Annotated in this window: 29 protein-coding genes; 17 read left to right on the forward strand and 12 right to left on the reverse strand. The window is 65.1% G+C overall.

The window, feature by feature from the left end:
* Position 1: 1 nt before the first annotated feature.
* A complete protein-coding gene (locus AC4ELS_RS25755) occupies positions 2–172 on the reverse strand; it encodes a hypothetical protein (protein WP_110917029.1) in 171 nt (56 codons plus the stop codon).
* Positions 173–213: 41 nt separating this feature from the next.
* Between AC4ELS_RS25755 and AC4ELS_RS25760 the strand changes: the two genes are divergently transcribed.
* Positions 214–894: a guanylate cyclase gene (locus tag AC4ELS_RS25760; protein WP_463795133.1), complete on the forward strand. Its 681-nt coding sequence runs from the start codon at positions 214–216 to the stop codon at positions 892–894.
* A gap of 219 nt (positions 895–1,113) precedes the next feature.
* A complete protein-coding gene (locus AC4ELS_RS25765) occupies positions 1,114–2,538 on the forward strand; it encodes an aldehyde dehydrogenase family protein (RefSeq protein WP_499049835.1) in 1,425 nt (474 codons plus the stop codon).
* A 24-nt stretch (positions 2,539–2,562) separates the two neighbouring features.
* On the opposite strand, the gene AC4ELS_RS25770 is transcribed toward AC4ELS_RS25765, so the two are convergent.
* Both AC4ELS_RS25770 and AC4ELS_RS25775 read right to left on the reverse strand, forming a co-directional pair.
* Positions 2,563–3,309 carry a class I SAM-dependent methyltransferase gene (locus tag AC4ELS_RS25770; RefSeq protein WP_498889419.1) on the reverse strand — a complete coding sequence of 249 codons (747 nt, stop codon included), beginning with the start codon at positions 3,307–3,309 and terminating at the stop codon, positions 2,563–2,565.
* Between the two features lie 28 nt (positions 3,310–3,337).
* Complete coding sequence (locus AC4ELS_RS25775) at positions 3,338–3,736, reverse strand: VOC family protein (RefSeq protein WP_499049838.1); 399 nt, start codon at positions 3,734–3,736, stop codon at positions 3,338–3,340.
* A 106-nt stretch (positions 3,737–3,842) separates the two neighbouring features.
* Here AC4ELS_RS25775 and AC4ELS_RS25780 point away from each other — a divergent pair, with 106 nt between their 5' ends.
* Genes AC4ELS_RS25780 through AC4ELS_RS25790 form a run of 3 tightly spaced genes read left to right on the forward strand, consistent with a single transcriptional unit; the run spans position 3,843 to position 5,305 of the window.
* Positions 3,843–4,421, forward strand: coding sequence for a P-loop nucleotide/nucleoside kinase family protein (locus tag AC4ELS_RS25780; RefSeq protein WP_499049841.1), 579 nt, complete (start codon positions 3,843–3,845; stop codon positions 4,419–4,421).
* Positions 4,422–4,461: 40 nt separating this feature from the next.
* Complete coding sequence (gene arr, locus AC4ELS_RS25785) at positions 4,462–4,872, forward strand: NAD(+)--rifampin ADP-ribosyltransferase (protein WP_499049844.1); 411 nt, start codon at positions 4,462–4,464, stop codon at positions 4,870–4,872.
* Positions 4,873–4,924: 52 nt separating this feature from the next.
* Positions 4,925–5,305 carry a VOC family protein gene (locus AC4ELS_RS25790; protein WP_499049847.1) on the forward strand — a complete coding sequence of 127 codons (381 nt, stop codon included), beginning with the start codon at positions 4,925–4,927 and terminating at the stop codon, positions 5,303–5,305.
* A 13-nt stretch (positions 5,306–5,318) separates the two neighbouring features.
* Here the strand turns inward: AC4ELS_RS25790 and AC4ELS_RS25795 are convergent, their stop codons facing one another.
* Positions 5,319–5,660 (reverse strand): DUF1801 domain-containing protein, encoded by a 342-nt coding sequence (locus AC4ELS_RS25795; protein ID WP_064882905.1) that lies wholly within the window; start codon positions 5,658–5,660, stop codon positions 5,319–5,321.
* 114 nt (positions 5,661–5,774) lie between these two features.
* Between AC4ELS_RS25795 and AC4ELS_RS25800 the strand changes: the two genes are divergently transcribed.
* Positions 5,775–6,101 (forward strand): nuclear transport factor 2 family protein, encoded by a 327-nt coding sequence (locus AC4ELS_RS25800; protein WP_499049850.1) that lies wholly within the window; start codon positions 5,775–5,777, stop codon positions 6,099–6,101.
* 201 nt (positions 6,102–6,302) lie between these two features.
* Here AC4ELS_RS25800 and ychF read toward each other — a convergent pair whose 3' ends face one another.
* Positions 6,303–7,385: a redox-regulated ATPase YchF gene (gene ychF / locus AC4ELS_RS25805; RefSeq protein WP_064882901.1), complete on the reverse strand. Its 1,083-nt coding sequence runs from the start codon at positions 7,383–7,385 to the stop codon at positions 6,303–6,305.
* Between the two features lie 111 nt (positions 7,386–7,496).
* Here ychF and AC4ELS_RS25810 point away from each other — a divergent pair, with 111 nt between their 5' ends.
* Entirely contained in the window at positions 7,497–8,672 is a 1,176-nt protein-coding gene (locus tag AC4ELS_RS25810; protein ID WP_448457050.1) for a DUF6542 domain-containing protein, read from the forward strand.
* 44 nt (positions 8,673–8,716) lie between these two features.
* On the opposite strand, the gene AC4ELS_RS25815 is transcribed toward AC4ELS_RS25810, so the two are convergent.
* On the reverse strand, positions 8,717–9,730 hold the full coding sequence (locus tag AC4ELS_RS25815; RefSeq protein ID WP_064882897.1) for a 4-hydroxy-3-methylbut-2-enyl diphosphate reductase: 1,014 nt from the start codon (positions 9,728–9,730) through the stop codon (positions 8,717–8,719).
* 62 nt (positions 9,731–9,792) lie between these two features.
* Between AC4ELS_RS25815 and AC4ELS_RS25820 the strand changes: the two genes are divergently transcribed.
* The 4 genes from AC4ELS_RS25820 (at position 9,793) to AC4ELS_RS25835 (ending at position 13,018) form a co-directional block, all read left to right on the forward strand.
* Positions 9,793–10,374 carry a lipid droplet-associated protein gene (locus tag AC4ELS_RS25820; RefSeq protein WP_064882895.1) on the forward strand — a complete coding sequence of 194 codons (582 nt, stop codon included), beginning with the start codon at positions 9,793–9,795 and terminating at the stop codon, positions 10,372–10,374.
* Entirely contained in the window at positions 10,371–11,627 is a 1,257-nt protein-coding gene (xseA, locus tag AC4ELS_RS25825; RefSeq protein ID WP_448442309.1) for an exodeoxyribonuclease VII large subunit, read from the forward strand. Before AC4ELS_RS25820 ends, xseA begins: the two co-directional genes overlap by 4 nt.
* A gap of 20 nt (positions 11,628–11,647) precedes the next feature.
* On the forward strand, positions 11,648–11,860 hold the full coding sequence (locus AC4ELS_RS25830; RefSeq protein WP_448442406.1) for an exodeoxyribonuclease VII small subunit: 213 nt from the start codon (positions 11,648–11,650) through the stop codon (positions 11,858–11,860).
* A gap of 63 nt (positions 11,861–11,923) precedes the next feature.
* Positions 11,924–13,018 carry a 3-beta-hydroxysteroid dehydrogenase gene (locus AC4ELS_RS25835; protein WP_064882891.1) on the forward strand — a complete coding sequence of 365 codons (1,095 nt, stop codon included), beginning with the start codon at positions 11,924–11,926 and terminating at the stop codon, positions 13,016–13,018.
* 16 nt (positions 13,019–13,034) lie between these two features.
* Here AC4ELS_RS25835 and AC4ELS_RS25840 read toward each other — a convergent pair whose 3' ends face one another.
* Genes AC4ELS_RS25840 through AC4ELS_RS25855 form a run of 4 tightly spaced genes read right to left on the reverse strand, consistent with a single transcriptional unit; the run spans position 13,035 to position 15,454 of the window.
* Positions 13,035–13,364 carry a branched-chain amino acid transport AzlD family protein gene (locus tag AC4ELS_RS25840; RefSeq protein WP_064960514.1) on the reverse strand — a complete coding sequence of 110 codons (330 nt, stop codon included), beginning with the start codon at positions 13,362–13,364 and terminating at the stop codon, positions 13,035–13,037.
* Positions 13,357–14,040 (reverse strand): AzlC family ABC transporter permease, encoded by a 684-nt coding sequence (locus AC4ELS_RS25845; protein WP_064882886.1) that lies wholly within the window; start codon positions 14,038–14,040, stop codon positions 13,357–13,359. Before AC4ELS_RS25845 ends, AC4ELS_RS25840 begins: the two co-directional genes overlap by 8 nt.
* A gap of 45 nt (positions 14,041–14,085) precedes the next feature.
* Complete coding sequence (locus tag AC4ELS_RS25850) at positions 14,086–14,361, reverse strand: dsRBD fold-containing protein (RefSeq protein ID WP_055116674.1); 276 nt, start codon at positions 14,359–14,361, stop codon at positions 14,086–14,088.
* Position 14,362: 1 nt separating this feature from the next.
* Positions 14,363–15,454 carry a tellurite resistance/C4-dicarboxylate transporter family protein gene (locus AC4ELS_RS25855; RefSeq protein WP_448442302.1) on the reverse strand — a complete coding sequence of 364 codons (1,092 nt, stop codon included), beginning with the start codon at positions 15,452–15,454 and terminating at the stop codon, positions 14,363–14,365.
* Positions 15,455–15,592: 138 nt separating this feature from the next.
* Between AC4ELS_RS25855 and AC4ELS_RS25860 the strand changes: the two genes are divergently transcribed.
* The 4 genes from AC4ELS_RS25860 to AC4ELS_RS25875 are packed head-to-tail and all read left to right on the forward strand — an operon-like array spanning position 15,593 to position 20,581.
* Positions 15,593–17,143, forward strand: coding sequence for an arylsulfatase (locus AC4ELS_RS25860; RefSeq protein ID WP_064882882.1), 1,551 nt, complete (start codon positions 15,593–15,595; stop codon positions 17,141–17,143).
* A gap of 19 nt (positions 17,144–17,162) precedes the next feature.
* The gene (locus tag AC4ELS_RS25865) at positions 17,163–18,716 is read left to right on the forward strand and encodes an arylsulfatase (protein ID WP_448442300.1); all 1,554 of its coding nucleotides are present in this window, start codon (positions 17,163–17,165) and stop codon (positions 18,714–18,716) included.
* Complete coding sequence (locus AC4ELS_RS25870) at positions 18,713–19,618, forward strand: HAD family hydrolase (protein ID WP_499049949.1); 906 nt, start codon at positions 18,713–18,715, stop codon at positions 19,616–19,618. Before AC4ELS_RS25865 ends, AC4ELS_RS25870 begins: the two co-directional genes overlap by 4 nt.
* A 33-nt stretch (positions 19,619–19,651) precedes the next feature.
* A complete protein-coding gene (locus tag AC4ELS_RS25875) occupies positions 19,652–20,581 on the forward strand; it encodes a formylglycine-generating enzyme family protein (RefSeq protein WP_499049854.1) in 930 nt (309 codons plus the stop codon).
* Here the strand turns inward: AC4ELS_RS25875 and AC4ELS_RS25880 are convergent.
* The gene (locus tag AC4ELS_RS25880) at positions 20,578–21,132 is read right to left on the reverse strand and encodes a TetR/AcrR family transcriptional regulator (RefSeq protein ID WP_499049856.1); all 555 of its coding nucleotides are present in this window, start codon (positions 21,130–21,132) and stop codon (positions 20,578–20,580) included. The two genes, AC4ELS_RS25875 and AC4ELS_RS25880, sit on opposite strands and share 4 nt — an antisense overlap.
* Before the next feature lie 165 nt (positions 21,133–21,297).
* Between AC4ELS_RS25880 and AC4ELS_RS25885 the strand changes: the two genes are divergently transcribed.
* Positions 21,298–22,497: a cytochrome P450 gene (locus AC4ELS_RS25885; RefSeq protein WP_499049859.1), complete on the forward strand. Its 1,200-nt coding sequence runs from the start codon at positions 21,298–21,300 to the stop codon at positions 22,495–22,497.
* 12 nt (positions 22,498–22,509) lie between these two features.
* Here the strand turns inward: AC4ELS_RS25885 and AC4ELS_RS25890 are convergent, their stop codons facing one another.
* Positions 22,510–22,785, reverse strand: coding sequence for a hypothetical protein (locus AC4ELS_RS25890; protein ID WP_236732109.1), 276 nt, complete (start codon positions 22,783–22,785; stop codon positions 22,510–22,512).
* A 399-nt stretch (positions 22,786–23,184) separates the two neighbouring features.
* On the opposite strand from AC4ELS_RS25890, the gene AC4ELS_RS25895 reads away from it, so the two are divergent.
* Positions 23,185–24,288, forward strand: coding sequence for a cholesterol dehydrogenase/isomerase (locus AC4ELS_RS25895; protein ID WP_499049862.1), 1,104 nt, complete (start codon positions 23,185–23,187; stop codon positions 24,286–24,288).

Below are 24,288 nucleotides of genomic sequence, written 5' to 3' on the forward strand. Positions count from 1 at the left end.
CTCAGCGCTTCGGCTCGCCGTGCTCGGCCTCGGCCAATCGCTGGTGCAGACGCTCGCGAATATCCTGCGGGGTGTAGGCATTTCGGCGGCGCTGATCACGCGCCACCATGACGCCGCCCGCCACGACCCCGGCGACACCGGCCAGTCCCACCCACTTCCACATGCTTCGCATGCACCCAGTGTGCATAAGCTGCGCTTGTGAAAGCGAACACCGTGTCGTTGACCAAGGCGCTCGAGGAGACCCGGACCGGTGACATCTGGCTGTTCCGCGGCGGCTCCGGACCAGACCGGGCGATCCAGACCCTCACCAACAGCCCGGTCAACCACGTCGGGATGACGGTGGCCATCGATGACCTGCCTCCGCTGATCTGGCACGCCGAACTCGGCGACAAGATGCTCGACGTATGGACCGGCACCAACCACCGCGGGGTGCAACTCAACGATGCCCGCGAAGTCGTCGAACGATGGGCGCACAGCTACGGGCAACGCTGCTGGTTGCGTCAGCTCACCCCCTTCGCGTCGCGCGAGCAGGAAGACCAGCTGCTCAAGGTGATCGCCCGGATGAACGGCACCGCCTTCCCCACCACCGCGCGACTGACCGGACGCTGGCTGCGCGGGCGGGTACCGATCGTCAGCGACTTCACCCGCGGAATTCCCTTTGTGCACAAGAAGGTTCGCGAGTCAGCCGACCGCAAGAAGGCGCGCAGCCGCCAGGTCGGGCTGGAGACCGCCTACTGCGCCGAAACCGTGGCCATCACCTACGAGGAGATGGGCCTGCTGACCACCGAGAAGCATTACAACTGGTTCGATCCCGGCTCGTTCTGGAGCGGCGATCAATTGCCCCTGGCCGTGGGCTACCGGCTGGGTGACGAAGTCTCGGTAATCGTCGACTGAGACCGACATGGCCCGACGGGTAGTCGATTCCTCGGATCAACGAGCCCGCCCGGATCAATCGGTCAAGAGTGGTGCCCGGCCTGCACACGGTTCCCCCGCACGCGGCATTATGTTAATGTCCATTCTTGATAGATACGGGTCTCTATCAGGTCTGATAGTGGAAATAGAACACACTGTCGAGAATCTATGTGAATACATATTCACTCACCGGGGGCAGCGATGACGGGAACAACATCCAGGAACGGCAACGACGCAGCGGTCGATGACGAGGCGACCGAGGTCTACATCAGTCGAATCATCAAGACCCTGCGGGCCACCTTCGACAGCGGCCGGACGCGATCGGCGCAATGGCGATCAGATCAGCTGAACCGACTCGCACAGATGATGACCGACAACGAGACGGAGATCATCGATGCGCTGTCGGCAGATCTCGGCCGCGCGCCCTTCGAATCCTGGTTGACCGATATCGCGGGCACGGTGGCCGAAGCCCGTTACGCCGCAAAGCATGTCAAGCGTTGGATGCGCCGCGACCGGAGGATGCTCGAGTTGCCCCAGTTGCCGGGACGGGGCTGGGTCGAGTACGAACCCTACGGAACCGTCCTGATCATCGGGACTTGGAACCTGCCCTACCTTCTGACGCTCGGGCCCGCCATCGGCGCCATTTCGGCGGGAAACACCGTACTGATCAAGCCTTCTGAGTTCGCACCGCGAACATCACAACTGCTGGCCGAGCTTGTTCCGCGCTATCTCGATCACGATGCCATCGCCGTGGTCGAAGGCGCACGCTCGACCAGCGAGCTGTTGCTCAAACAGGAATTCGACCGCATCTTGTTCACCGGTGGCGCCGAGACCGGCCGCAAGATTCTCGCGGCGGCAGCGCGACATCTGACACCCGTCACTCTGGAATTGGGCGGCAAGAGCCCGGTGATCCTCGCCGACGACTGCGACGTCGATGTCGCAGCCTCCCGGGTCGCGTGGACCAAGCTCATCAACTCCGGCCAGGTATGCGTCGCCCCTGACTATGTGCTCGCTCACCGCGACGTCGCCGAGCGATTCGTCGACGGGCTGTGCGATGCCTGGGTTCGTCAGCGGGTGGACCAGCCAAAAGGCATGCGGGTCTTGAACCTCGATCACCTTGAGCGACTGAGTGAGTACCTGATCGATACCCGCGGGGAGATCGTCTTCGGAGGCGGACTCGACCACTCGTCACTCACGGTCGAGCCGACCGTGGTCCTGGATCCCTCCCCTTCAGAACCGCTGATGACCGAGGAGATCTTCGGGCCGATCCTGCCGGTGGTGACCGTCGATTCCCTTGACGATGCCATCGATTTCGTGAACTCCCGCCCGAAACCGCTTGCCGCGTACCTCTTCAGCCGATCCCGCGCGGTCCGCAATCGCGTGGTGTCCGAGGTGTCGGCAGGCGGAATGCTGATCAACCACGTGGCATTCCAGGCATCGACCACCCGACTGCCGTTCGGTGGCGTCGGCAACTCCGGGATGGGCGCCTACCACGGGCGATGGGGCTTCCAGGAGTTCAGCCATTCCAAGACGGTGCTCACCAAACCCGCCCGGCCTGACCTGTCCAAGATGCTGTACCCGCCCTACAGCGACCGGGCCTGGAAGCTGGCGCGCAAGCTGTTCTGACCGCTAGAGCGTCACCGGTTCCGGTCAGACCGTCCCGCGCGCGGCCCACGCGGTGGCGGTAACCGTGAAGGGGCCACTGCCGAGATGTTCGCGCGCCACCGATTCGAGTCGAGCACGATGGGCGTCGTCGAGGCTCTGAACATAGTCACCAGCCGGGCCGACACCGAATGTGTATGGCTCCCACCACTCCTCGAACGTCGGATGCACCACATCGGCGGCAATCGGACGCTCTTGCACGTCACGCAGTCCGGCGGCCTCGAATATCTCGGTCAGCTGCCCTCGGTGAGCACCGGAAAGTAGCGCTTCGTCCTCGGCGTCAGGTTCGATCAGGTGAACGGCCTCCCAGAATGGTGCCAGTGCGCCGGTCGGCCCGTCCCAAACGCATGCTGCGACGATTCCGCCACGCCGCGTGACGCGGGCCATCTGCCCGATGCCGACCACCGGATCCGTCATGAAGTGCACCACCAACTGGGCGAGGGCCGCATCGAAGGCAGCCGCGCCATAGGGCAATTCCTCTGCCGTGCCCTCGCGCACGTCGACATCCGGGAAGCGCGCACGGATCGCGACGACGAACGGGGGTGACGGATCGATTGCCGAAACCCGGGCTCCGACCGACAGCAGATGCGCCGTCAGTGCACCCGGCCCACAACCGACGTCGAGTACGTTGTCGCCGGCGTTCACCCCGGAAAACGCCGCAAAGACCTTCGCAAGAGGCTCGGCGTACCGGCCCATGAATCGCGCATAGGCGTCCGGCGGAACCTCGAAGCTCACCTCGAAATGCTACGTCGGCATCGCCGAGTCACAGCCCGAATTTGGCCCGAGCAGCGTCGGTGACCGGCGTGAACAGGTTGACGAGGTTGCCGTCGGGATCCCGGAACATCAGCGCGCGGTTGCCCCACGGCATCGTCGTGGGCTCGGTGACGACGTCGTCCAACTGTCCGGCCAACCGCCCGTACTCGGCGTCCACGTCGTCGACTATGAATTCGATGATCGCACTTCGGTTTGCCGCGGGCTCTGCAGATCCTGGCCCGAACAGTGGAACGGTCTTGTCGCTGCCGATCGCCAACGTGCCCACCGGCGTCGGAATCTCGGCAAAGAGTTCGTTGCCCCATACCGCGCTGACCCCCGTGACCATCTCGTAGAACGATGCGAGCCGCTGGACGTCGGCCGTGATGATGCGGGTCGAAAGAAATTTCATGTCAACAACTCCTGGGGATTTGCGGTCACTGCGCCGGCGTGCTCGGCGGCCGGTACCGCAGCATGCTAGACACGCACTCCGACAACCGGACGTAACATCGAATGCCGTGACCGCCGAGAAGACCACCCCGGTCCTCGTCGTGCTGTCGGGGCTTCCTGGCGTCGGCAAGACCACCGTGGCACGGCACGTGAGCGCTGAAATCGGTGCAGCACATGTACGACTCGACACGATCGAAGCGGCCATGACGGCATCGGGATTCATCGACCGGGCCGGCGGCTGGGAGGCTGTCCCCGATGCCGGCTATCGGATCGCCAATGCGATTGCCTCCGATTTCCTGAGCGCTGGGCATGACGTCGTGGCCGACAGCGTGAATCCGCTCGGCATCACAAGACAAGCCTGGGCTGAGGCCGCACGGACCGCGCGAGCCACACTCGTCGACGTCGAGGTGATCTGCAGTGATCAGAACCTGCACCGCAAACGCGTAGAAGCCCGTGCCTCAGACATCGATGGATTGACCGTGCCGACGTGGCAACAGGTCGAGGACCGGACCTATGAGCCGTGGGACCACGCGATTCTTCGCGTCGACACTGCGGCGGGAGTGGAGGCCGCGACCGCGGTCATCGTCACCGCGGTTCACCATTCACGCGCAGCCGCGTTCGATCCGCCGGCCGAACCCCGAATGTGAAGCGCGTTCGGCATCCCTGGCTTGTTTGTAACCTGTCGAGATGGACGAGGTTTCGGATGACGGGCCGTTCTTTCACGGCACCAAGGCCGACCTGCGGGTGGGCGATCACCTCACCGCCGGTTTCCGTTCCAACTACCGGCCCGAAATCGTGATGAACCACATCTACTTCACCGCGTTGCGCGACGGCGCAGGCCTCGCTGCCGAACTCGCCGCGGGCGAAGGGATTCCGCGGGTCTATGCCGTGGAACCGACCGGGGAGTTCGAGAACGATCCCAACGTCACCGACAAGAAGTTCCCTGGCAACCCCACCCGGTCCTACCGGACCAGGGAGCCGCTCCGCATCGTCGGCGAGATCACCGACTGGACGCGACTGACACCCGAGGCTCTGCAGATGTGGCGGGAACAGCTGTCCGCGATCCATGCCGAGGGCCGCGGCGAGATCATCAACTAGGTACGACCGAACGCTAACGCGGCAATCCGTGCCGAGAACACCGGGAGAGACAATGGCCAACCGTTGGTCCGGAGTAACCATCGATTGCGCCGATCCCATTCGGATGTCGACCTTTTGGGCCGCCATGCTCGGCATTCCCGCGTCGAGCGAACACGGAGATGATCCGGCCTGGGCGACGGTGGGCTCACGCGCGGGACGGTTTCCCCGCCTTACCTTCCAGCGTGTAGCTGAACCGAAAGCCGGAAAGGTGCGCATCCACCTGGACGTCGAGGTCGATGACATCGCCACCGGACGTCGTCAGGTCGAGGAGCTGGGTGGACGCTTCTCCGGCATCCGGCATGACTACGACGAGGGCGTGGTGCTGAACATGCTGGATCCCGAAGGTCATGAGTTCTGCTTGGTCCAATACTTCGAGAACCACGTAGCGGACTGATCGTCTCAGCGCACTACCTGCGGTTTACTCTGACTGCCTCTTGAATCAGCGCTTTGAATGCGTCCGCATCCATCTCGTCATCTTCGCGCAGATCGATGGAACGTCCGACTGGCGCCTCGAGGCTCGCATTGAACAAATGGTCGGGGTCGTTCACCGACGAGCCTTTGGCGAAATTCACCTTGACTTTGCCCTTGTACATCTCCAGTGTGCAGATCAGGCCGTCGAGCGAAAACGCAGGCACACCATCAGGATTCGAGGGCTTGCGCCACTTGATCTCCTCGACGACGTCGGGTTCGGCTTGTTTGATCAGCGACCGGATCTCATCGACCCGATCGACTCGCCAGTCCCCACTCACAACCGTCAATGTACTCCGATCAACATAGGTGCCCACCCCGTCCCGATAACGTCGTTGCCATGGCAGACGACGATGTACGTACCGCACTTGAGGAGCACTGGGGCGTCGTCCGATGTGAACGATTTCGACACTGAACATCGGATCTATCGGGCCGACGCAGTTCTCGAATATCCCCAATCAGGTGAGCGAATCCGCGGCCGCGACGGCATTCGGGCTTCGCGTGAAGCTCAGCCGAACGCGAAACGTTTCACTGTCCGCCGCATCCTCGGCGGCGGTGATCTGTGGATCAGCGAACTGGTCCTGACCTACGACGGACAGCCGTCCTACGTGGTGAGCATCATGGAATTCATGGACGGCGAAGTAGTCCGCGAGACCCAGTATTTCGGCGATCCATTTAGCCCCGGTCCATCCCGCACTCGATGGGTCGAATCCATCGGCTGATCCCGCGCATCACCCGTTCAAGGGGAACTCCAGCCTGTTATCTCACCAATCAACATTCGCCGGCGCCGGGCTTGGCACTTGATCGCCGGCCGCACGATTGCTGGGACGTGTGGCACGACTGACGCTCCTGCTCATCGTTGACTCTGCGGTCAGGGCGCAAAACTTCGAGAGCACGTCGCCATAGCCGCAGAGTCAGCGGCACTAGACGTTGAACCGAAATTCCACCACGTCGCCGTCGGCCATGACGTAGTCCTTGCCTTCCATGCGGACCTTGCCGGCGGCCTTGGCCGCGGCCATCGACCCGGCCTCGACGAGATCGTCGAACGAGACCACCTCAGCCTTGATGAAGCCCTTCTCGAAGTCGGTGTGGATCACGCCGGCCGCCTTGGGCGCGGTGTCGCCCTGGTGGATGGTCCAGGCGCGTGATTCCTTCGGCCCCGCCGTCAGATAGGTCTGCAGTCGCAGGGTGTGGAAACCGGCGCGGGCCAACGCGTCCAGGCCACGCTCGGTCTGCCCGATCGACTCCAGCAGCTCTTGGGCGGACTCGTCGTCGAGCTCGATCAGCTCCGATTCGATCTTGGCGTCCAGGAACACCGCGTCGGCCGGGGCCACCAGCGCCCGCAGCTCGGCCTGCTTCGCCTCGTCGGTGAGCACCGACTCGTCGGCGTTGAACACATACAGGAACGGCTTGGTGGTCATCAGGTTCAGCTCGCGAAGAATCGACCAGTCCTGGGCCGACGAGGACACGGAAAAAAGAGTCTTGCCGTCGTCGAACACGGCCTGCGCCGCGACCGCCGCGTCCAGCACCGGCTTGCGTTCCTTGTTGTTGCGGGCTTCCTTCTCGAGGCGCGGCACCGCCTTCTCCAGCGTCTGCATGTCGGCCAGGATCAGCTCGGTCTCGATCACCTCGATGTCCGACCGGGGGTCCACCCGCCCGTCGACGTGCACCACGTCGTCGTCGGCGAACACCCGCACCACCTGGCAGATGGCATCGCACTCACGGATGTTGGCGAGGAACTTGTTACCGAGACCCGCACCTTCGGACGCGCCCTTGACGATCCCGGCGATGTCCACGAACGTCACCGGAGCCGGCACGGTCTTCTCCGAGCCGAAGATCTCGGCGAGCTTGTCGAGCCGGGGATCGGGCAACGGCACCACGCCCTCATTGGGCTCGATGGTCGCAAACGGGTAGTTGGCCGCCAACACGTCGTTACGCGTCAGGGCATTGAACAGAGTCGACTTTCCGACGTTCGGCAAACCGACGATTCCCAGGTTCAGGCTCACAGAGAAGAGAGTCTAGGCCCGTGTGACCGGCACGCCAGCGCGAGCTGGCAGCACGCGGCCAGATAGAGCCGGTACGGTCAACGTGTGTCAGGACAGCGCGCACAGTCGGCAGTGCCGGCTGACCATCGCTCTGTACACCCGCGATTCGCTGGTGTGCCGTGGTGGGGAGCTGTCCTTTTGGCGGTCACGGCTACCGCGATCGGCTTTGCCTTCGATGCCGGTGCAGGCAATCGGGAGCTCAGTTCGGTGTTCGCGATCTGCTATTCCCTCGGTTGCATCCTGGCCGTTCTGGCCGTTCAGCAGGCCGGGCTGTTCACCGCGGTGATCCAGCCCCCGCTGATCCTGTTCGTCGCCGTACCCGGGTCCTATTTCCTGTTCCACGGGGGCGAGCTGCAGGGCGTCAAAGACCTGGCCATCAACTGCGGATATCCCCTGATCGAACGCTTCCCGCTGATGCTGTTCCTCTCGGCCACAGTGCTGCTGATCGGCCTCGGCCGGTGGTACGTCGGCCTGACATCGCGCAAGGACACCGGCGTGGACGAAGCGGCCGGCTCCGGGACGGCGAAAACAGCCGCGGCATCGCCTGTCGCGGGAATTGTGTCATCTGTCACAACGAAACTTTCCGGGCTGGTTCTCCGCAAACCCGCCACGGCGTCCACGCGCCGGGACCGGACGGCCGAGCACGACCCCGCCTCGGATATCCCGCCGCGGCGTCGTCCCTCTGAACGACCGACACGGCGACGTCCCGCCGGTGCCGAATCCGGCGCTGGGGTGGCAGCGGCGGCCGGAGCAGGCGCCGGGCGTCCCCGGGGCGAACGCAGGCCGACCAAACGCACCGCGCCGCCTCGCCCCCGCCCTGACCGCACGGCCACCGGCGATCTCGGCAACGAACTCGACGGCGCCATTCCCGAGCGGCCACGGCGGCCCAGGCCGCCGCGCTCGGCCGAGCCCGGGGCAGGCGAGCCGCGCCGGCGGGTACGCAGCCAGCCGCGCGAACCGCGCAAGCAGCCACCGCCCGAGCGACGTGAGGCCGGCGCATTCGAGACCCCGCGTGAGCGCCCACAGCGGCAGCGTCGCCGATTCGACGACTATCAGCCGTTCGAGGAACCGTTCGAGCAGCCGAACCAGCCCCCCAACGGCTCGGGGCGCTCGACGCACCACCCGGTGTCGCGGGTGCGGTACCGCGGTGCCGACGACGAGGATCACCGCGTGGGGCACCGGACGCGACCGCGCTCGACCAAGGGTTCGACGCCCCGGGGACGTCACTCCTGGGAGTACGACGACTGAAGGCGGCTCAGCCCAACCCGGTTGCCCGGGTTCAGGCACGCGGGTCAGGCGCGCGGCGGGCGGATCTCACGCGGCAAGGCGAACACCAACGTCTCGTTGGCGGTGGTCACGGGCTGCACAGTGCCGTAACCGTATTCGGCAAGCCGCTCGAGCACACCGCGCACGAGCACCTCGGGAACTGATGCCCCGGAGGTGACGCCCACCGTGGTGACGCCCTCCAACCAGGCCGGGTCGATGTCTTCGGCGTAGTCGACCAAGTGGGCGGCGTCGGATCCGGCGCCGAGGGCCACCTCGACCAGTCGCACAGAGTTCGACGAGTTGCGCGAGCCGACCACGATCACGAGCTCACATTCGGGCGCCATCGCCTTGACGGCAACCTGACGGTTCTGCGTCGCGTAGCAGATGTCGTCGCTCGGCGGATCCTGCAGCGTCGGGAACTTCTCGCGGAGCCGGCGCACCGTCTCCATCGTCTCGTCGACGCTCAGCGTGGTCTGCGACAGCCAGATGACCTTGTTCGGGTCACGCACCGTCACCTGGTCCACCGCGTCCGGATTGTCGACGACCTGGACGTGGTCGGGCGCCTCACCCGCGGTGCCGACGACCTCCTCGTGACCGGTGTGACCGACGAGCAGGATGTCGTAGTCGTCGCGGGCGAACCGCTTGGCCTCGTTGTGCACCTTGGTGACCAGCGGGCAGGTGGCGTCGATCGTCCTGAGGTTGCGGGCGGCGGCCTCGACGTGCACGGTCGGCGCGACGCCGTGCGCCGAGAACACCACGATCGCCCCTTCGGGCACCTCGTCCGTCTCGTCGACGAACACCGCGCCGGCCTTGGCCAGCGTTTCGACGACGTGCACGTTGTGCACGATCTCGTGGCGCACATAGACCGGTGCGCCGTGCTTCTCAAGGGCGCGCTCGACGGTCTCGACGGCCCGGTCCACACCCGCGCAGTATCCGCGCGGTTCGGCCAGCAGGACGCGCTTGCCAAAGGCTTGCGAACCGCCGCCCGACCTCACCGAGCTCGTGGCACCCGGGATACCCATGTTGATTGTCGGCGGCATGTCTCCAGGGTACGGGGCGACAATGCAAGGGAGCCAGCCGTGGCTGTGGCTAGTCTGTGCACATGGGAACTGCACCGTACGGGGTCCGGCTGCTGGTGGGCGCGGCTGCGACCGCGATCGAGGAAACTCGCAAGCTGCCCCAAACCATCCTGACCTACCCCATGACGGTGGCCAGCCAGGCGGCCAACATCGTCATGCACGTCCAGCAGAACCTTGCCGAGCTCGTGGTCAAGGGCGACGAAACGCTCGAACAACTGTTTCCGCCCAAGGACGAGCAGCCCGAGTGGGCCACCTTCGACGAGGATCTCGACTCCGACCTCGACGGCGCGACGGTCGACGACGCGGAGGCCACCGACGGCGACCGGCGTACCGAGGGGCGGTTCGCTCTGTACAGCACCGGGGAGCCCGAGTCCGCAGCTGGGACGAACGGCAAGTCCGCACGTGCTGCCGACGCAGGGGCCGCGCCGGACATCGCGGCCGAACTCGGGTACGACGCGCTGACGCTGGCGCAGCTTCGCGCCCGGTTGACCTCGTTGCGCGTGGCCGATCTCGAAGCGCTCCTGGCCTATGAGGAGGCCGGCCGGGCCCGCGCACCGTTCGTCACGTTGCTCGCCAACAGGATCACCCGCGCGACCGCGAAGTGACCGAACCGGGCCAGTCACCGGAAAACCCCTGGCCGGTGCGCGCCGTGGCGACCCGCGTCGCCAAGTGGATCGACCGGCTCGGCACGGTGTGGGTCGAAGGGCAGCTGACCGAGCTCAAGATCCGCCCGGACTCCAAAACCGTCTTCATGGTGCTGCGGGATCCGGCCGCCGACATGTCCCTGACCCTGACCTGCCCGCGCGATCTGGTGCGCAATGCACCGGTCAAGCTGTCCGAGGGCACCCAGGTGATCATCTGCGGCAAGCCTAACTTCTACACCGGTCGCGGCACATTCTCGTTGCGGGTCAGCGAGATTCGTGCGGTCGGTATCGGTGAGCTGCTGGCCCGGATCGAGCGGTTGCGTCGGCTGCTGGAGGCCGAAGGACTGTTCGACCCCCGCCTCAAACGGCCGATCCCGTTCCTGCCCAACACCATCGGTCTGATCACCGGACGCGCGTCAGCCGCCGAACGGGACGTGACGACGGTCGCCACCACCCGTTGGCCCGCAGTGCGTTTCGCGATCCGCAACACGATCGTCCAGGGACCCAATGCCGTTCCCCAGATCGTGGACGCGCTGGCGGCGCTGGACGCCGATCCCGACGTCGATGTCATCGTCCTGGCACGCGGCGGCGGCAGCGTCGAGGACCTGCTGCCGTTCTCCGACGAGACGCTGTGTCGCGCCATCGTCGCCTGCCGCACCCCGGTGGTCAGCGCGATCGGCCACGAACCCGACGCTCCCCTGTCCGATCTCGTCGCCGACCTGCGCGCCGCCACCCCGACCGACGCGGCCAAGCGGATCGTTCCCGACGCCGCCGCCGAACAGGCGCTGATCACCGATCTGCACCGGCGCAGCGCCCGCGCACTCCGCAACTGGGTGCACCGTGAACAGCATCACCTGGAGCAGCTGCGCAGCCGGCCGGTCCTCGCGCAACCCCTGGCGGCGCTCACCGCACGCGCCGACGAGATCACGCGGGCCAGGGCCACCGCCCAACGTGACATCACGCGGCTGATCGCCGCGGAGGCCGATACCATCGGCCACCTGTCTGCACGGCTGACCGCGCTCGGCCCGGCAGCCACCCTGGCCCGCGGGTATGCGGTGGTGCAGACGGTTCCGACGTCGGGTGAACCGACAGTTTTACGTTCAGTGGCCGATTCGCCGGAAGGCACCCGACTGCGGGTCCGGGTGTCGGACGGAGTGATCACCGCCGTGAGCGACGGCAATGAGGGTGCAGCCGTGAGCGACGGCAATGAGTAGAGGGTGTGAGCATCGTGAGTATTAAGCCTATTAGTGAGTTGGGCTATGAAGAGGCCCGCGATGAGCTGATGGCCGTCGTGCAGCAGTTGGAGCAGGGTGGCCTCGATCTCGATGCTTCGCTCAACCTCTGGGAGCGAGGCGAGAAGCTGGCACAACGGTGCGAAGAGCACTTAGCGGGAGCACGCCAGCGCGTCGAGCGGGCGCTGGCTGCGCGGGAGGCCGAAGAAGATTGACCCAGCAACTATTTTTGCGCATCGCGCTCGAAACTGGAACCTGTTTCAGTTAAGCTGCCCGTCATGGGTGACGCATCTTTGACCACTGAACTCGGCCGCGTCCTGGTGACCGGAGGCTCCGGCTTCGTCGGCGCCAATCTGGTGACCGAGCTGCTCGACCGCGGATACGTGGTGCGCTCCTTCGACCGCGCGCCGTCGCCGCTGGCCGATCACGCCGGTCTTGAGGTCATCGAGGGCGACATCTGCGACAAGCAGACCGTGGCCGCGGCTGTCAAGGACATCGACACCGTCATCCACACCGCGGCCATCATCGACCTGATGGGCGGCGCCTCGGTCACCGAGGAGTACCGGCAGCGCAGCTTCGCCGTCAACGTCGAGGGCACCAAGAACCTCGTTCACGCGGCCCAGGAGGCGGGCGTCAAGCGCTTCGTCTACACCGCCTCCAACAGCGTGGTCATGGGCGGACAAGACATCGTCAACGGCGACGAGACCATGCCGTACACCGCCCGGTTCAACGACCTCTACACCGAAACCAAGGTCGTGGCAGAGAAGTTCGTGCTGGCACAGAACGGCGAACACGGCATGCTCACCTGCGCGATCCGGCCCAGCGGCATCTGGGGCCGCGGCGATCAGACCATGTTCCGCAAGGTGTTCGAGAACGTGCTCGCCGGACACGTCAAGGTGCTGGTCGGCAACAAGAACATCAAGCTGGACAACTCATACGTGCACAACCTGATCCACGGGTTCATCCTGGCGGGCCAGCATCTGGTCCCCGGCGGCACCGCACCCGGTCAGGCCTATTTCATCAACGACGGCGAGCCCATCAACATGTTCGAGTTCGCCCGTCCCGTCCTGGCGGCATGCGGCCGTCCGCTGCCGACGTTCTATGTGTCAGGACGCCTGGTGCACAAGGTGATGATGGCCTGGCAGTGGCTTCACTTCAAGTTCGCCCTGCCCGAGCCGTTGATCGAACCCCTTGCGGTGGAACGGCTTTACCTCAACAACTACTTCTCCATCGCCAAGGCCAAGCGCGACCTTGGCTACGAGCCGTTGTTCACCACCGAACAGGCGATGGCCGAATGCATGCCCTACTACGTCGACATGTTCCACCAGATGGAGTCGGCGAAGAAGGAGCCGGCCGCCGCGGCCGCTCGCTGAGCAGCTTCCACAATTCTCACGCCCACAACGACATCAGCACGACATAGATCGTCGTACCGGCCAGGATCGACAACAGCGCGCTGCCGCGCACCCAGTGCAGGGCTGCGGTCGACGCCACCGCGATGCCCAGCCACAGCAGTTGCCGGGTGCCGCCGTCGGTGTGGCCCCGCAAGGTATAGATCGCCAGCATGGCCATCACCCCGAGCGGCATGTGCGTACTGAGGTAACGCACCACGGTGCTGTGCCGCATCGGCGCGAGAACCGCGAAAGGCAGGGCACGCAAGGCCCAGGTGATGCCGGCCGCGACAGCCACCAGCAGCGCGATGTGGCCGGCGTGGTCAGGCATGACGACGCCGTTCGACGCCGAGTCGGGCCAGCAGCACCACCGTGAAGCCGGCGAACGCGCAGACCAGCAGTTGGCCGGGCACCAGCAGCCAGGCGACCACCGCGCAGCCCACTGCCGTCAGTGCGGTCAGCCGGTCGGGCCGCTGCCGGTACGCGTCGATGGCCAGCACGACGAACAGCGCAGTCAGGGCGAAATCCAGCCCCTGCAATCGTTCGACCGGCAGTGCCGAACCGATCAGTCCGCCCAGCGCGGCGCCGGTGACCCAGAGCGCCTGCAACGCGGCCTGCATCATCAGAATCGGCCGGCTCGTCCAGTGCTCGGCAGCCGGGCTCACCGCCACCGCGTACGCCTCGTCCGACAGCGCGTAGGTGCTGTAGAGCTTGCCCACGGGACTCTTGACGCGGTCCAACGGGAACGACAGCGCGTAGAACGCGTGCCGACTGTTCACGATGAACGTGGTCAATGCGACCGTGCCGAGAGGTGCCGCCGTTGCCGCCAGTCCCACCATCAGGAATTCCAGGGAGCCGGCGTAGATCACCGCGGCGAAGGCCGGCGCCCACCACCAATCCAGGCCCGCGTGGACCACCAGCAGCCCCAGAGCCATGCCCAGCGGAATGAACGCCAGGCCGATCGGCGCGGTCACCGACATGACCCCGCGCAAAGAGTGGTCGGACATGCCGAAGAGTGTGCCGCACCCGGGCGGACACCCTGGCAGCCCCGTTCAGCGGTACAGATGCACCGGGTGGTGCGTGGACTGCTCGATGCGTGCCGATGCGGCATGCAGGAGATCGCTGCCCAAGGCGATGAGGGCACGGGCCGCAGCGATCTCCTCACCGATCATCGGTGCGCCGGGGTCTTTCGGGTTGCGGTAGGCGTCGCCGGTGGTGGACATGGTGTCGTCGCGCACCTGCGCCCGGGCCGACGCGTGGGTGTGGACCTCGTCCTCGGAGAACTCGATCTCGACGAGCCACTTGTTGGTCAGATCCTTGTCGTACATGTCAATCACCCTCCACCTCCAAGGGTGCGCCGGATACGGCGTCCACGCCAGGGGTGGCGTCGCGATCGAGCCAGAGCGTGAGGACGAGGTGGCGGAGCATCGCCACGAACACCAGCGCCCACACCGCCAGCGCGATCCAGCTCTCGATGTATCCGATGCGCTCCACGATCGGCAACTGATCGGCCTGACCGAGGTAGTGGCCACCGACGCCGTACATGCCGAGCGGGAAGACCACACTCCACAGGGTGGCGTCGTAGCGCAACGGAATGCGATGAACCCAGTGGCGCCAGATCCCGGCCGCGATCAGCGGCGGGATGAGCCAGGTACCGAAGGCCCAGAAGAAGACCGACGTTCCCGCGATCAGGCCGCGCGTGGCCGCGACCATGGGCGCATCCGCCATCTCCACGATCCGGGCCCCGGCCACCACGGTGATGGCGGTGGCCCCCATCGCCACCCAGTACGGCGGAGTGAGATCGGTGGGCAGCAGCGGGTACACCAGCATTCGGACAGCCACGAAGATGCCGGCCGCGCCGTAGAGAAATATCCCGACCGACCAAGAGAACACCGCCAACAACGCCAATTCCGAACGGCCCACGGCTATTTCGGGTTGTAACGCCGCGGCCAGCACCGCGATGGACTGGCTGGCCACCACCCAGATGAACCAGGTGCCGTTGGCACTCTGCAGCACTGGCCGGACGGCTTGACCGAGAACCGCCGTCCACGGCACCACATAGCCCAGCACCATCCAGGCGACCCAGCCGATCGCCAAGAGTGTGAACGCCAAGCCGTAATGGCCGTCAGCGGCCAGTCGCGTCCCGACCACGCAGGTCGCGGCCACGAACGTGAACATGGCGAAACCGCGGCTCGGATCGGTCAGATCGGCCATGAACTCCCGGCGGAAGGCGACGATACGGATGACCGTCAGCGTCACCAGAACCACGTAGGCGATGCCCGCGATCCACAACAGCACCACCGAAACCGCATGCGCACGGTGGTAAGTCATTGCAATGGACATGATTCCGGTGCCCATGACGAGCGCGAAGTAACCGGGGTGCAGGGTGCGCACTGCCTCGCGGACTGTCGGCTCACTCATGGCTTTGGTCTTACCACCGCAACGCTGGACGAATGCGTAAATATCCGGCGACAGGCGGACGAAGCCGCGGCGAGCACGTCACAGAGCGCCTAAGGTCGGAAACGGGTCGGGGTGCATCTGTCGAGGCGAGGAGCCAACATGCCAAACGGCAAGCCGAACATTCTCGTGATCTGGGGCGACGACATCGGCATCAGCAACCTCAGTTGTTACAGCGACGGGCTGATGGGCTACCGCACACCGAACATCGACCGCCTCGCCAACGAGGGCATGCGATTCACCGACTCCTACGGTGAGCAAAGTTGCACCGCCGGCAGGGCAGCCTTCATCAGTGGACAAAGCGTCTACCGGACCGGTATGAGCAAGGTCGGCATACCTGGCGCCGACATCGGCTGGGCCGCCGAGGATCCGACGATCGCCGAACTGCTCAAACCGATGGGCTATGCCACCGGGCAGTTCGGCAAGAACCACTTCGGTGACCTCAACAAGTACCTGCCCACCGTGCACGGCTTCGACGAATTCTTCGGCAACCTCTACCACCTCAATGCCGAGGAAGAGCCGGAGAACTTCGACTATCCGCACGAGGATCGCTACCCGCGGTTGTACAACCTGGCCAAACCGCGTGGCGTCTTGAAGTGCAAGGCCACCGACACGGTCTCGACCGAACCCGATGACCCGAAGTACGGCGCGGTCGGCAAGCAGACCATCGAGGACACCGGCCCCCTGAACACCAAGCGCATGGAGACCATCGACGAGGACATCGCCGACGCGACCGTCGACTACATCAAGCGCCAGCATGACGCAGGCAACCCGTTCTTCGTGTGGTGCAACTTCACCCACATGCACCTCTACACCCACACCAAGCCGGAAAGTCGCGGGCAGGCCGGATTGTGGCAGTCGCCCTACCACGACACGATGATCGACCACGACCGAAATGTGGGCACCGTGCTCAACGTGCTCGACGAGCTCGGGATCGCCGACGACACCATCGTCATCTACTCCACCGACAACGGTCCGCACCGCAACACCTGGCCCGATGCCGGCACGACTCCGTTCCGCAGTGAGAAGGACACCAACTGGGAGGGCGCCTTCCGGGTGCCGGAGCTGATCCGGTGGCCCGGAAAGGTCAAGGCGGGCACGGTTTCCAACGAGATCATCCAGCACCACGACTGGCTGCCCACGCTGCTGGCCGCCGCCGGCGATCCCGACATCGCGGAAAAGCTCAAGAAGGGCCACAAGGCCGGCGCCGACGGGGAAACCGAGTACAAGGTGCACATCGACGGCTACAACCTGCTGCCCTACCTGACCGGCGAGGTGGACGAGAGTCCCCGGCGCGGATTCTTCTACTTCTCCGACGACGCCGACCTGGTGGCCATGCGGTTCGAGAACTGGAAGATCGTCTTCTCCGAACAGCGCTGCCCAGGCACGTTGCGGATCTGGGCCGAACCATTCACCCCGTTGCGAGTACCGAAACTGTTCAACCTGCGCACCGACCCGTACGAATACGCCGACATCACGTCGAACACCTACTACGAGTGGTTCCTGCGACACGACTACTTCGTGTTCTACGCGACGGCAATGGCCACGAAATTCCTTGAGACGTTCAAAGAGTTCCCGCCGCGGCATCCACCGGCCAGCTTCAGCGTGGACCAGGCCGTCGAGAAGCTGCACGCATTCCTGGCCAAAGACTGAGCGAAGGAGCAGACGGAAGATGCCCAACGGCAAACCCAACATCCTGGTCATCTGGGGTGACGACATCGGGATCTGGAACCTGAGTTGTTACAGCCGCGGCATGATGGGCTACCAGACGCCCAACATCGACCGGATCGCAAACGAGGGAATGCTTTTCACCGACTCGTACGGTGAACAAAGCTGTACGGCCGGTCGGGCTTCGTTCATCACCGGCCAGAGTGTCTACCGCACCGGAATGAGCAAGGTGGGTATGCCCGGCGTCGACGTGGGCCTTCAGAAGGAGGACCCGACCATCGCCGAGTTGCTGAAACCGTTGGGTTATGCGACCGGACAATTCGGCAAGAACCACCTGGGCGATCTGAACAAGTACCTGCCGACCGCGCACGGGTTCGACGAGTTCTTCGGCAACTTGTACCATCTCAACGCCGAGGAGGAGCCCGAGCACGAGGACTATCCCACCGAGGAAGAAGCACCTCTGCTCCGCAAGGCGCTGTTGCCTCGCGGCGTCATCCACTCCTGGGCCACCGAAGAGGATTCCGGCGAGGTCGACCCACGCTACGGACCGGTCGGCAAGCAGCGCATCGAGGACACCGGGCCGCTGACGAAGAAGCGGATGGAGACCGTCGACGATGAAACCACGTCAGCCTGTATGGATTTCATCAAGCGCCAGCACGAATCAGACACACCGTTCTTCGTATGGATGAACATGACCCACATGCATTTCCGGACCCACACCAAGCCGGAGAGCGAGGGGCAGGCCGGACGCTGGCAGTCGCGGTACCACGACACGATGATCGATCACGACGGCCACGTCGGGACATTACTCGACCTGGTGGACGAGCTCGGTATCACCGAGGACACCATCGTCATCTACTCCACGGACAACGGACCCCACGCCAACAGCTGGCCCGACGGCGCGACCACTCCGTTCCGTAGCGAGAAGAACACCAACTGGGAAGGTGCCTTCCGCATTCCCGAGATGATCCGGTGGACGGGGAAGATCTCGCCCGGTTCGGTCTCGAACGAGATTGTGCAACACCATGACTGGCTGCCCACATTTCTCGCTGCCGCGGGCGATCCTGACATCGTGGAGAAGCTCAAACAGGGCTACAAGGCCGGCGCCGACGGGGAAACCGAATACAAGGTCCATATCGACGGGTACAACCTGCTGCCCTATCTCACCGGCGAGGTCGACAAATCCCCCCGGCGCGGGATGATCTACTTCTCCGACGACGGCGATGTCCTGGGTGTCCGCGCGGACAACTGGAAAGTCGTGTTCATGGAGCAGCGCTGCCAGGGAACCCTGGAGGTGTGGTTCGAACCGTTCACCAAGCTGCGCGCCCCGAAGCTGTTCAACCTGCGCACCGACCCTTTCGAACACGCCGATGTCACGTCAAACACCTACTGGGACTGGGTGATCGATCGCCTGTACCTCATGTTCTACGCCGGGGCGATCGTCAATCAGTTCCTGGAAACCTTCAAAGAGTTCCCGCCGCGTCAGGAGCCGGCCTCGTTCACGATCAACCATGCCGTGGAGGAGCTCGAGAAGTTCCTGGCCACGCGGGGCGGCTGAGCGTGGCCGAACTGAAATCCTGGAACGATGGGCCTACGAAGTCGGCGATCGGCGACTTCGTGGGGCGTGTCACCGAGCAGGTGGCTCCCGAAGAGCGCGTCGCCGTTTTCGACAACGACGGCACGCTGTGGTGTGAGAAGCCGGCGTACATCCAGCTGGACTTCCTGGTGCGCCGACTGGCCGAGCAGGCCGCCGCCGACCCGGCGCTGGCGGCCACACAGCCGTATCAGGCTGCGGCCGCCGGTGATCTGGCCTGGTTCGGCGATGCCGTCACCAAGCACTACAACGGCGATGACTCCGCGCTCAAAATCCTTGCCGGAGGCATACTCTCGGCCTACGCCGGACTGTCTGTCGAGGACCACGCCGACCGGATCAAGGCGTTCTTCGCCGAGGCGCAGCACCCGACGCTGAGTCGTCCGTACACCAGGTGCGGCTATCTGCCGATGGTCGAGTTGCTGCGTTACCTGGAGGCCAACGGGTTCACCAACTACATCGTCTCCGGCGGCGGCCGCGATTTCATGCGCCCGGTGACAGCATCGATGTACGGCATCCCGCCCGAGCGGGTGATCGGCAGTTCAGTGGGGCTGGATTTCGTCGGTGGTCAACTCAGGACGACAGCCACCCCCGAGTTCCTGAACGATGGTCCGGTCAAGGCCGTGCGCATCTGGGGACGTATCGGGCGTCGGCCGATCTTCGCGGCGGGAAACTCCAACGGCGACATCCAGATGCTGCAGTACACCGCAGGCGGACCAGGACCGTCGTTGGGTCTGCTGGTACGTCACGACGATGCCGACCGCGAATTCGATTACACCGCAGGGGCCGAGAAGGCTCTGGACCTGGCGGGGTCCAACGGCTGGGCGGTGGCGAGCATGCGTGACGATTGGACGACGGTCTTTGACTGACACCGCACCAAGGTCGCCGACTCTGCGTCCAGGGTGCCAAAGTGCGAGTACACCTCGCCCTCACCGCAGAGTCGACGCATGACATCAGCCGATCTGGTGTGGATTCCGGCCCAGACGACGATTCTCGGCTCCGACGCGCATTACCCCGAAGAGGCGCCGGCACGCGAGGTTGCTACCACGGGCTACTGGATCCAGAGCCACCAGGTGACGAATAGCGAGTTCGCGCAGTTCGTTTCGGCCACCGGCTACATCACGGTCGCCGAACGTCCGGTGAACCCCGACGATTTCCCGGGCGCCCCACCGGAGAACCTCGTCCCCGGCTCCATGGTGTTCCGGCGCACTGCCGGCCCCGTGGATTTGCGGCACATCAGCCAATGGTGGGCATGGACGCCGGGTGCGTGCTGGAATCACCCACGCGGACCGCGCTCCTCACTGACAGGACGCGAGCAGCATCCCGTGGTGCACATCGCCTTCGACGATGCCGCGGCCTATGCGGACTGGGCCGGGCTGGAACTGCCGAGCGAGGCCCAGTGGGAGACCGCGGCCCGCGGCGGGATCCCCGGTGCGGCGTACACGTGGGGTGACCAGCCCGAGCAACCCGGGCAGCGCCTCGCGAACTACTGGCACGGCGAATTCCCCTACCTGCCCGACACCGGTTATGGCACAACGAAACCGGTCGGCAGCTTCGAAGCCAACGGCTACGGCCTGTTCGACATGGCAGGCAACGTCTGGGAGTGGACCACCGACTGGTACGGCGAGGACCGGGCCACCACGCCGTGCTGTGCCGCAGATACCTATGACCCCGATCAGCCCCAGTTCCAGATCGGGCGCAAGGTGATCAAGGGCGGTTCGTTCCTGTGCGCCGACAGCTACTGCATGCGCTACCGGCCGGCTGCCCGACGTCCCCAGATGGTTGATACCGGCATGAGCCACATCGGTTTTCGGTGCGTCAAACAGCCTTAGCCGAACGCAGGAGCCACAAAGCGCCTCAACATCTCTCGCTCAGCTGCCTCGTCGACCCCCGGCCAGACCAACAACGACAACACCAGCCGCACGATCCACGCCGCGGCCGCCGGGTCGTCCTCGCCGAGTCCGGTGAGTTCGGTGGCGAATGCGGCGGGGACCGGTGACTGTGCCAGATCCGCCATCCCACCCCCACTGCGCAGTGAGCTGAGTAGTAGGCCGAACATCGGATCGGCCCGAATATGTTTCAGTGCAACGGTGACAGCGATCAGCACCCGTTCTGCTCCGGTCAGGCCGTCGACCGCGCGACGCACCTCTCCCACGATCGATATGGCCAACCTGGCCAGCACAGCGTCGCGAATCTGTGCCTTGCCCCCGGCATGCCGGTACACCGTCGCGCGTGAGCAGTGCACCCGCGCCGCCAACGCATCGATGTCCAGAGCGTCCAGTCCGTCCCGCGCCGCCATCTCGGCCGCGGCGGCATAGATGCGTTCGGCAGCCTCGACGCGTCGGTCACCCCCGACCAACCAGTCTTCACGTCTGGGAGACATGGGAGTCAATTTATCGCATACTGAGACAAAGTTCCCCAAAGTTCTCATCTCGCCCGCAGGTCACCGCGCGCGATTGAGACGCCCCCGCAACCGGCTCCCCGTCGGCGGATATCAACATGAGCCGGCAACGTTGACGGGCCTCGAACAGCCAGCCAACCTGGCCAAATGCTCCTGGCACACGAACTGTTCGAGCCCGCCTGCCTGCAGAATCCGTATCCGCTCTACGACCGCCTGCGGGCGCACGCACCGGTGGCACAGGTCGGCGACTCACCGTTCTTCGTGGTGAGCTCCTTCGACGCCGTCCTCGAGGCCACCGCACGCACGCACGACTTCTCGTCGAACCTCACCGCCACCATGTGGTCCCAGGCCGACGGCACCGTCAGTGCGTTCGGCATGGGCGAGCCGGGCGGACCCATCCACGTACTGGCCACCGCTGACGAACCGGCTCACGCCGCCCACCGCAAACTGGTCCTGCCGCGGATGGCGGCGAAACGGATCTCTGAGCTCGAGCCCTTCATCGCCGCCACGGCCGCGGACCTGCTCACCGGGGCCGCCGGGGAGTTCGACTGGATGTCGGCCGTGGCCGACCGGCTGCCGATGGTGGTCGTCGCGCAACTGCTGGGCTTACCGGCCGAAGACGTGGACCAACTCGTGGCATGGGCGTATGCCAGCACCCAGCTCCTGGACGGGCTCGTCGACGCCGATCAGCTGACGGCATCGGGGATCGCAGCCGTCGAACTCGGCGGCTACCTGACCGAACGGTTCGTCGAAGCATCGGCAAATGCGGGCGAGAATCTGCTGGGCGACCTGGCGACCTACTGTGCGGCGGAGCGCGTGGACCGCGACACGGCAGTGTTCATGCTGATCCAGCTGGTGGGCGCGGGAGGCGAATCGACGGCATCGTTGATTGGCAGCGCCGTCGGGATACTGAGCCGTCAGCCCGAGCTGGCGGGAAAGCTGCGCCAGGATCCCGCGATGATCGCGCCGTTCCTGGAGGAGGTGTTGCGGTTCGAATCCCCGTTCCGCGGCCACTACCGGCATGTGCTGGCCGATGCCGAACTGGCGGGCGTCGCGCTGCCTGCGGACAGCCATCTACTGCTGCTGTGGGGTGCAGCCAACCGGGATGAGGCAGTGTTCGAGGATCCGAACGAGTTCCGGCTGGATCGGCCGAATATCAAGAATCACTTGGCATTCGGCAAGGGCGGGCACTTCTGTCTCGGGGCCGCACTCGCCCGCCTCGAAGCCCGCATCGTGATCTCGGCTCTGCTCGCCGCCACCGACACCATCAGTCCAGCCGGAGACGCCGAATGGCAGCCCAGCCTGTTGGTGCGGCGGTTACGTCAGCTTCCGCTGAGTCTGCGGTGAGCTGCCTGGAACTCAGGCAGCCTGCGCGGCGAGCGCAATGCTGTCGTCGTCGACGAACACCAGACCGCCGTCGTCGAGGTTGACTGCCCACCGGCGCGCCGGTTCGACAATTCGCTCCCCAGCGACCTCCACTGCGGTCCCGGCAAGGTCGGCGAAATCTTCGACGACAGTGCCGTGCAATTCGTCGTCAGTTCCCGGATACACGACCACCGAGGAACCCACAGCAACCTCTTCGGCAATTTCGCCGGAGTCGCTGTCGTTAACCCCCGTCACGACATCTTCGGACATCCCACACCTCCCCAATTACTGACGCGTGCAACCGAGTACATCACAAACGCCTGCGATTGGCTCACTTTCGATCGATACCTACAGCCACACCTTGCATACCTCTCGGGCAAATTTCCAAATCCGGCGACGACGACCGTTCGGGCAAATGCATCACAGTGGGGTGGCCAGCGTGTCCCCGGTCACACCTAACGCCGCAAAGTGCCACTGGCCGATGCTTTTGAGGCAACGGCAGCAACATTCGCCGATCCCCGGCATCGCCCAGCACGACGGATGGTCACCGGTTGCTGAGCAACCTCGGGCGAACGCCTCCCGATAAACGCACGATGGAGTTCCGGATCGCGGTGACACACACCACACCTGCGTTCGCTAGTGTTGCAACACGTTCTAGCGAGGAGGCCTATGTCCGACGCTGTTTTGGTTACCGGCGCGTTCGGTTTGGTGGGCTCGGCCGTGGTGAAGACGCTGGCCGCAGGCGGACGCACAGTGGTCGCGACCGATCTCGACGTGCCGGCCAACCGTAAGGCTGCCGCCGCGCTCCCCGCATCTGTAGAGGTGCGCTGGGCCGACCTGACCGACGCCGCCGCCGTCGACGCATTGGTGGCGGCGGTCGCACCGGCCGCGATCATCCACCTCGCCGCCATCATCCCGCCGTTCTGCTACATGCGTCGCGGACTGGCCCGCAAGGTGAACGTCGAGGCCACCGCATCGCTGCTGCGGGCCGCCGAGGCTCAGCCGACCCCGCCGCGGTTCGTCCAGGCCTCCAGCATCGCGGTCTACGGCGCCCGCAATCCGCACCACATCGACGGTGTGCTGACCCCGGATACCCCGGTCAACCCATCCGACATCTACGGCGCGCACAAGGTCGAGGCAGAAGCCCTGGTCCGGGCCTCGAAGCTGGACTGGCTGATCCTGCGTCTCGGTGGGGTCATGAGCTCAGAGTTCAGCCTCGGCATCGACGTGGACCTCATCTCGTTCGAGAGCGTGTTGCCCGCCGACGGGCGGCTGCAGACGGTCGACGTGCGTGATGTGGCGGCGGCGTTCGTCGCGGCCACCACGGTCCCGACCGAGACCGCCAACCACGAGGTGCTGCTGATCGGTGGCGACGCCGAGACGCACCGGCACATCCAGTCCTCGGTCGGTTCGCAAGCGGCTGCCGCGATGGGAATCAAGGGCGGCCTGCCGATCGGCCGGCCCGGCAACCCCGACGACGACGCCGCCTGGTTCGCCACCGACTGGATGGACACCACCCGCTCGCAGGAGGTGCTCGGGTTCCAGCACCGCTCATGGCCGCAGCTCCTGGCCGACACCAGGGCGAACGCCGGGCTGAAACGGTTTCCGATCGGCCTGGCCGCACCCCTGATCCGCGCGTTCCTGCGGTCGAAGTCCGCGTACAAGGACTATCCGGGCAAGTTGGCCGACCCGTGGAATGCCATCGACAAGAAGTGGGGCGACCACCGACCGGATCAGGCGCCCGACGAGCGCTCGCGCGAGGAGACGACATGA

The organism is Mycobacterium shunyiense, assembly GCF_058270035.1.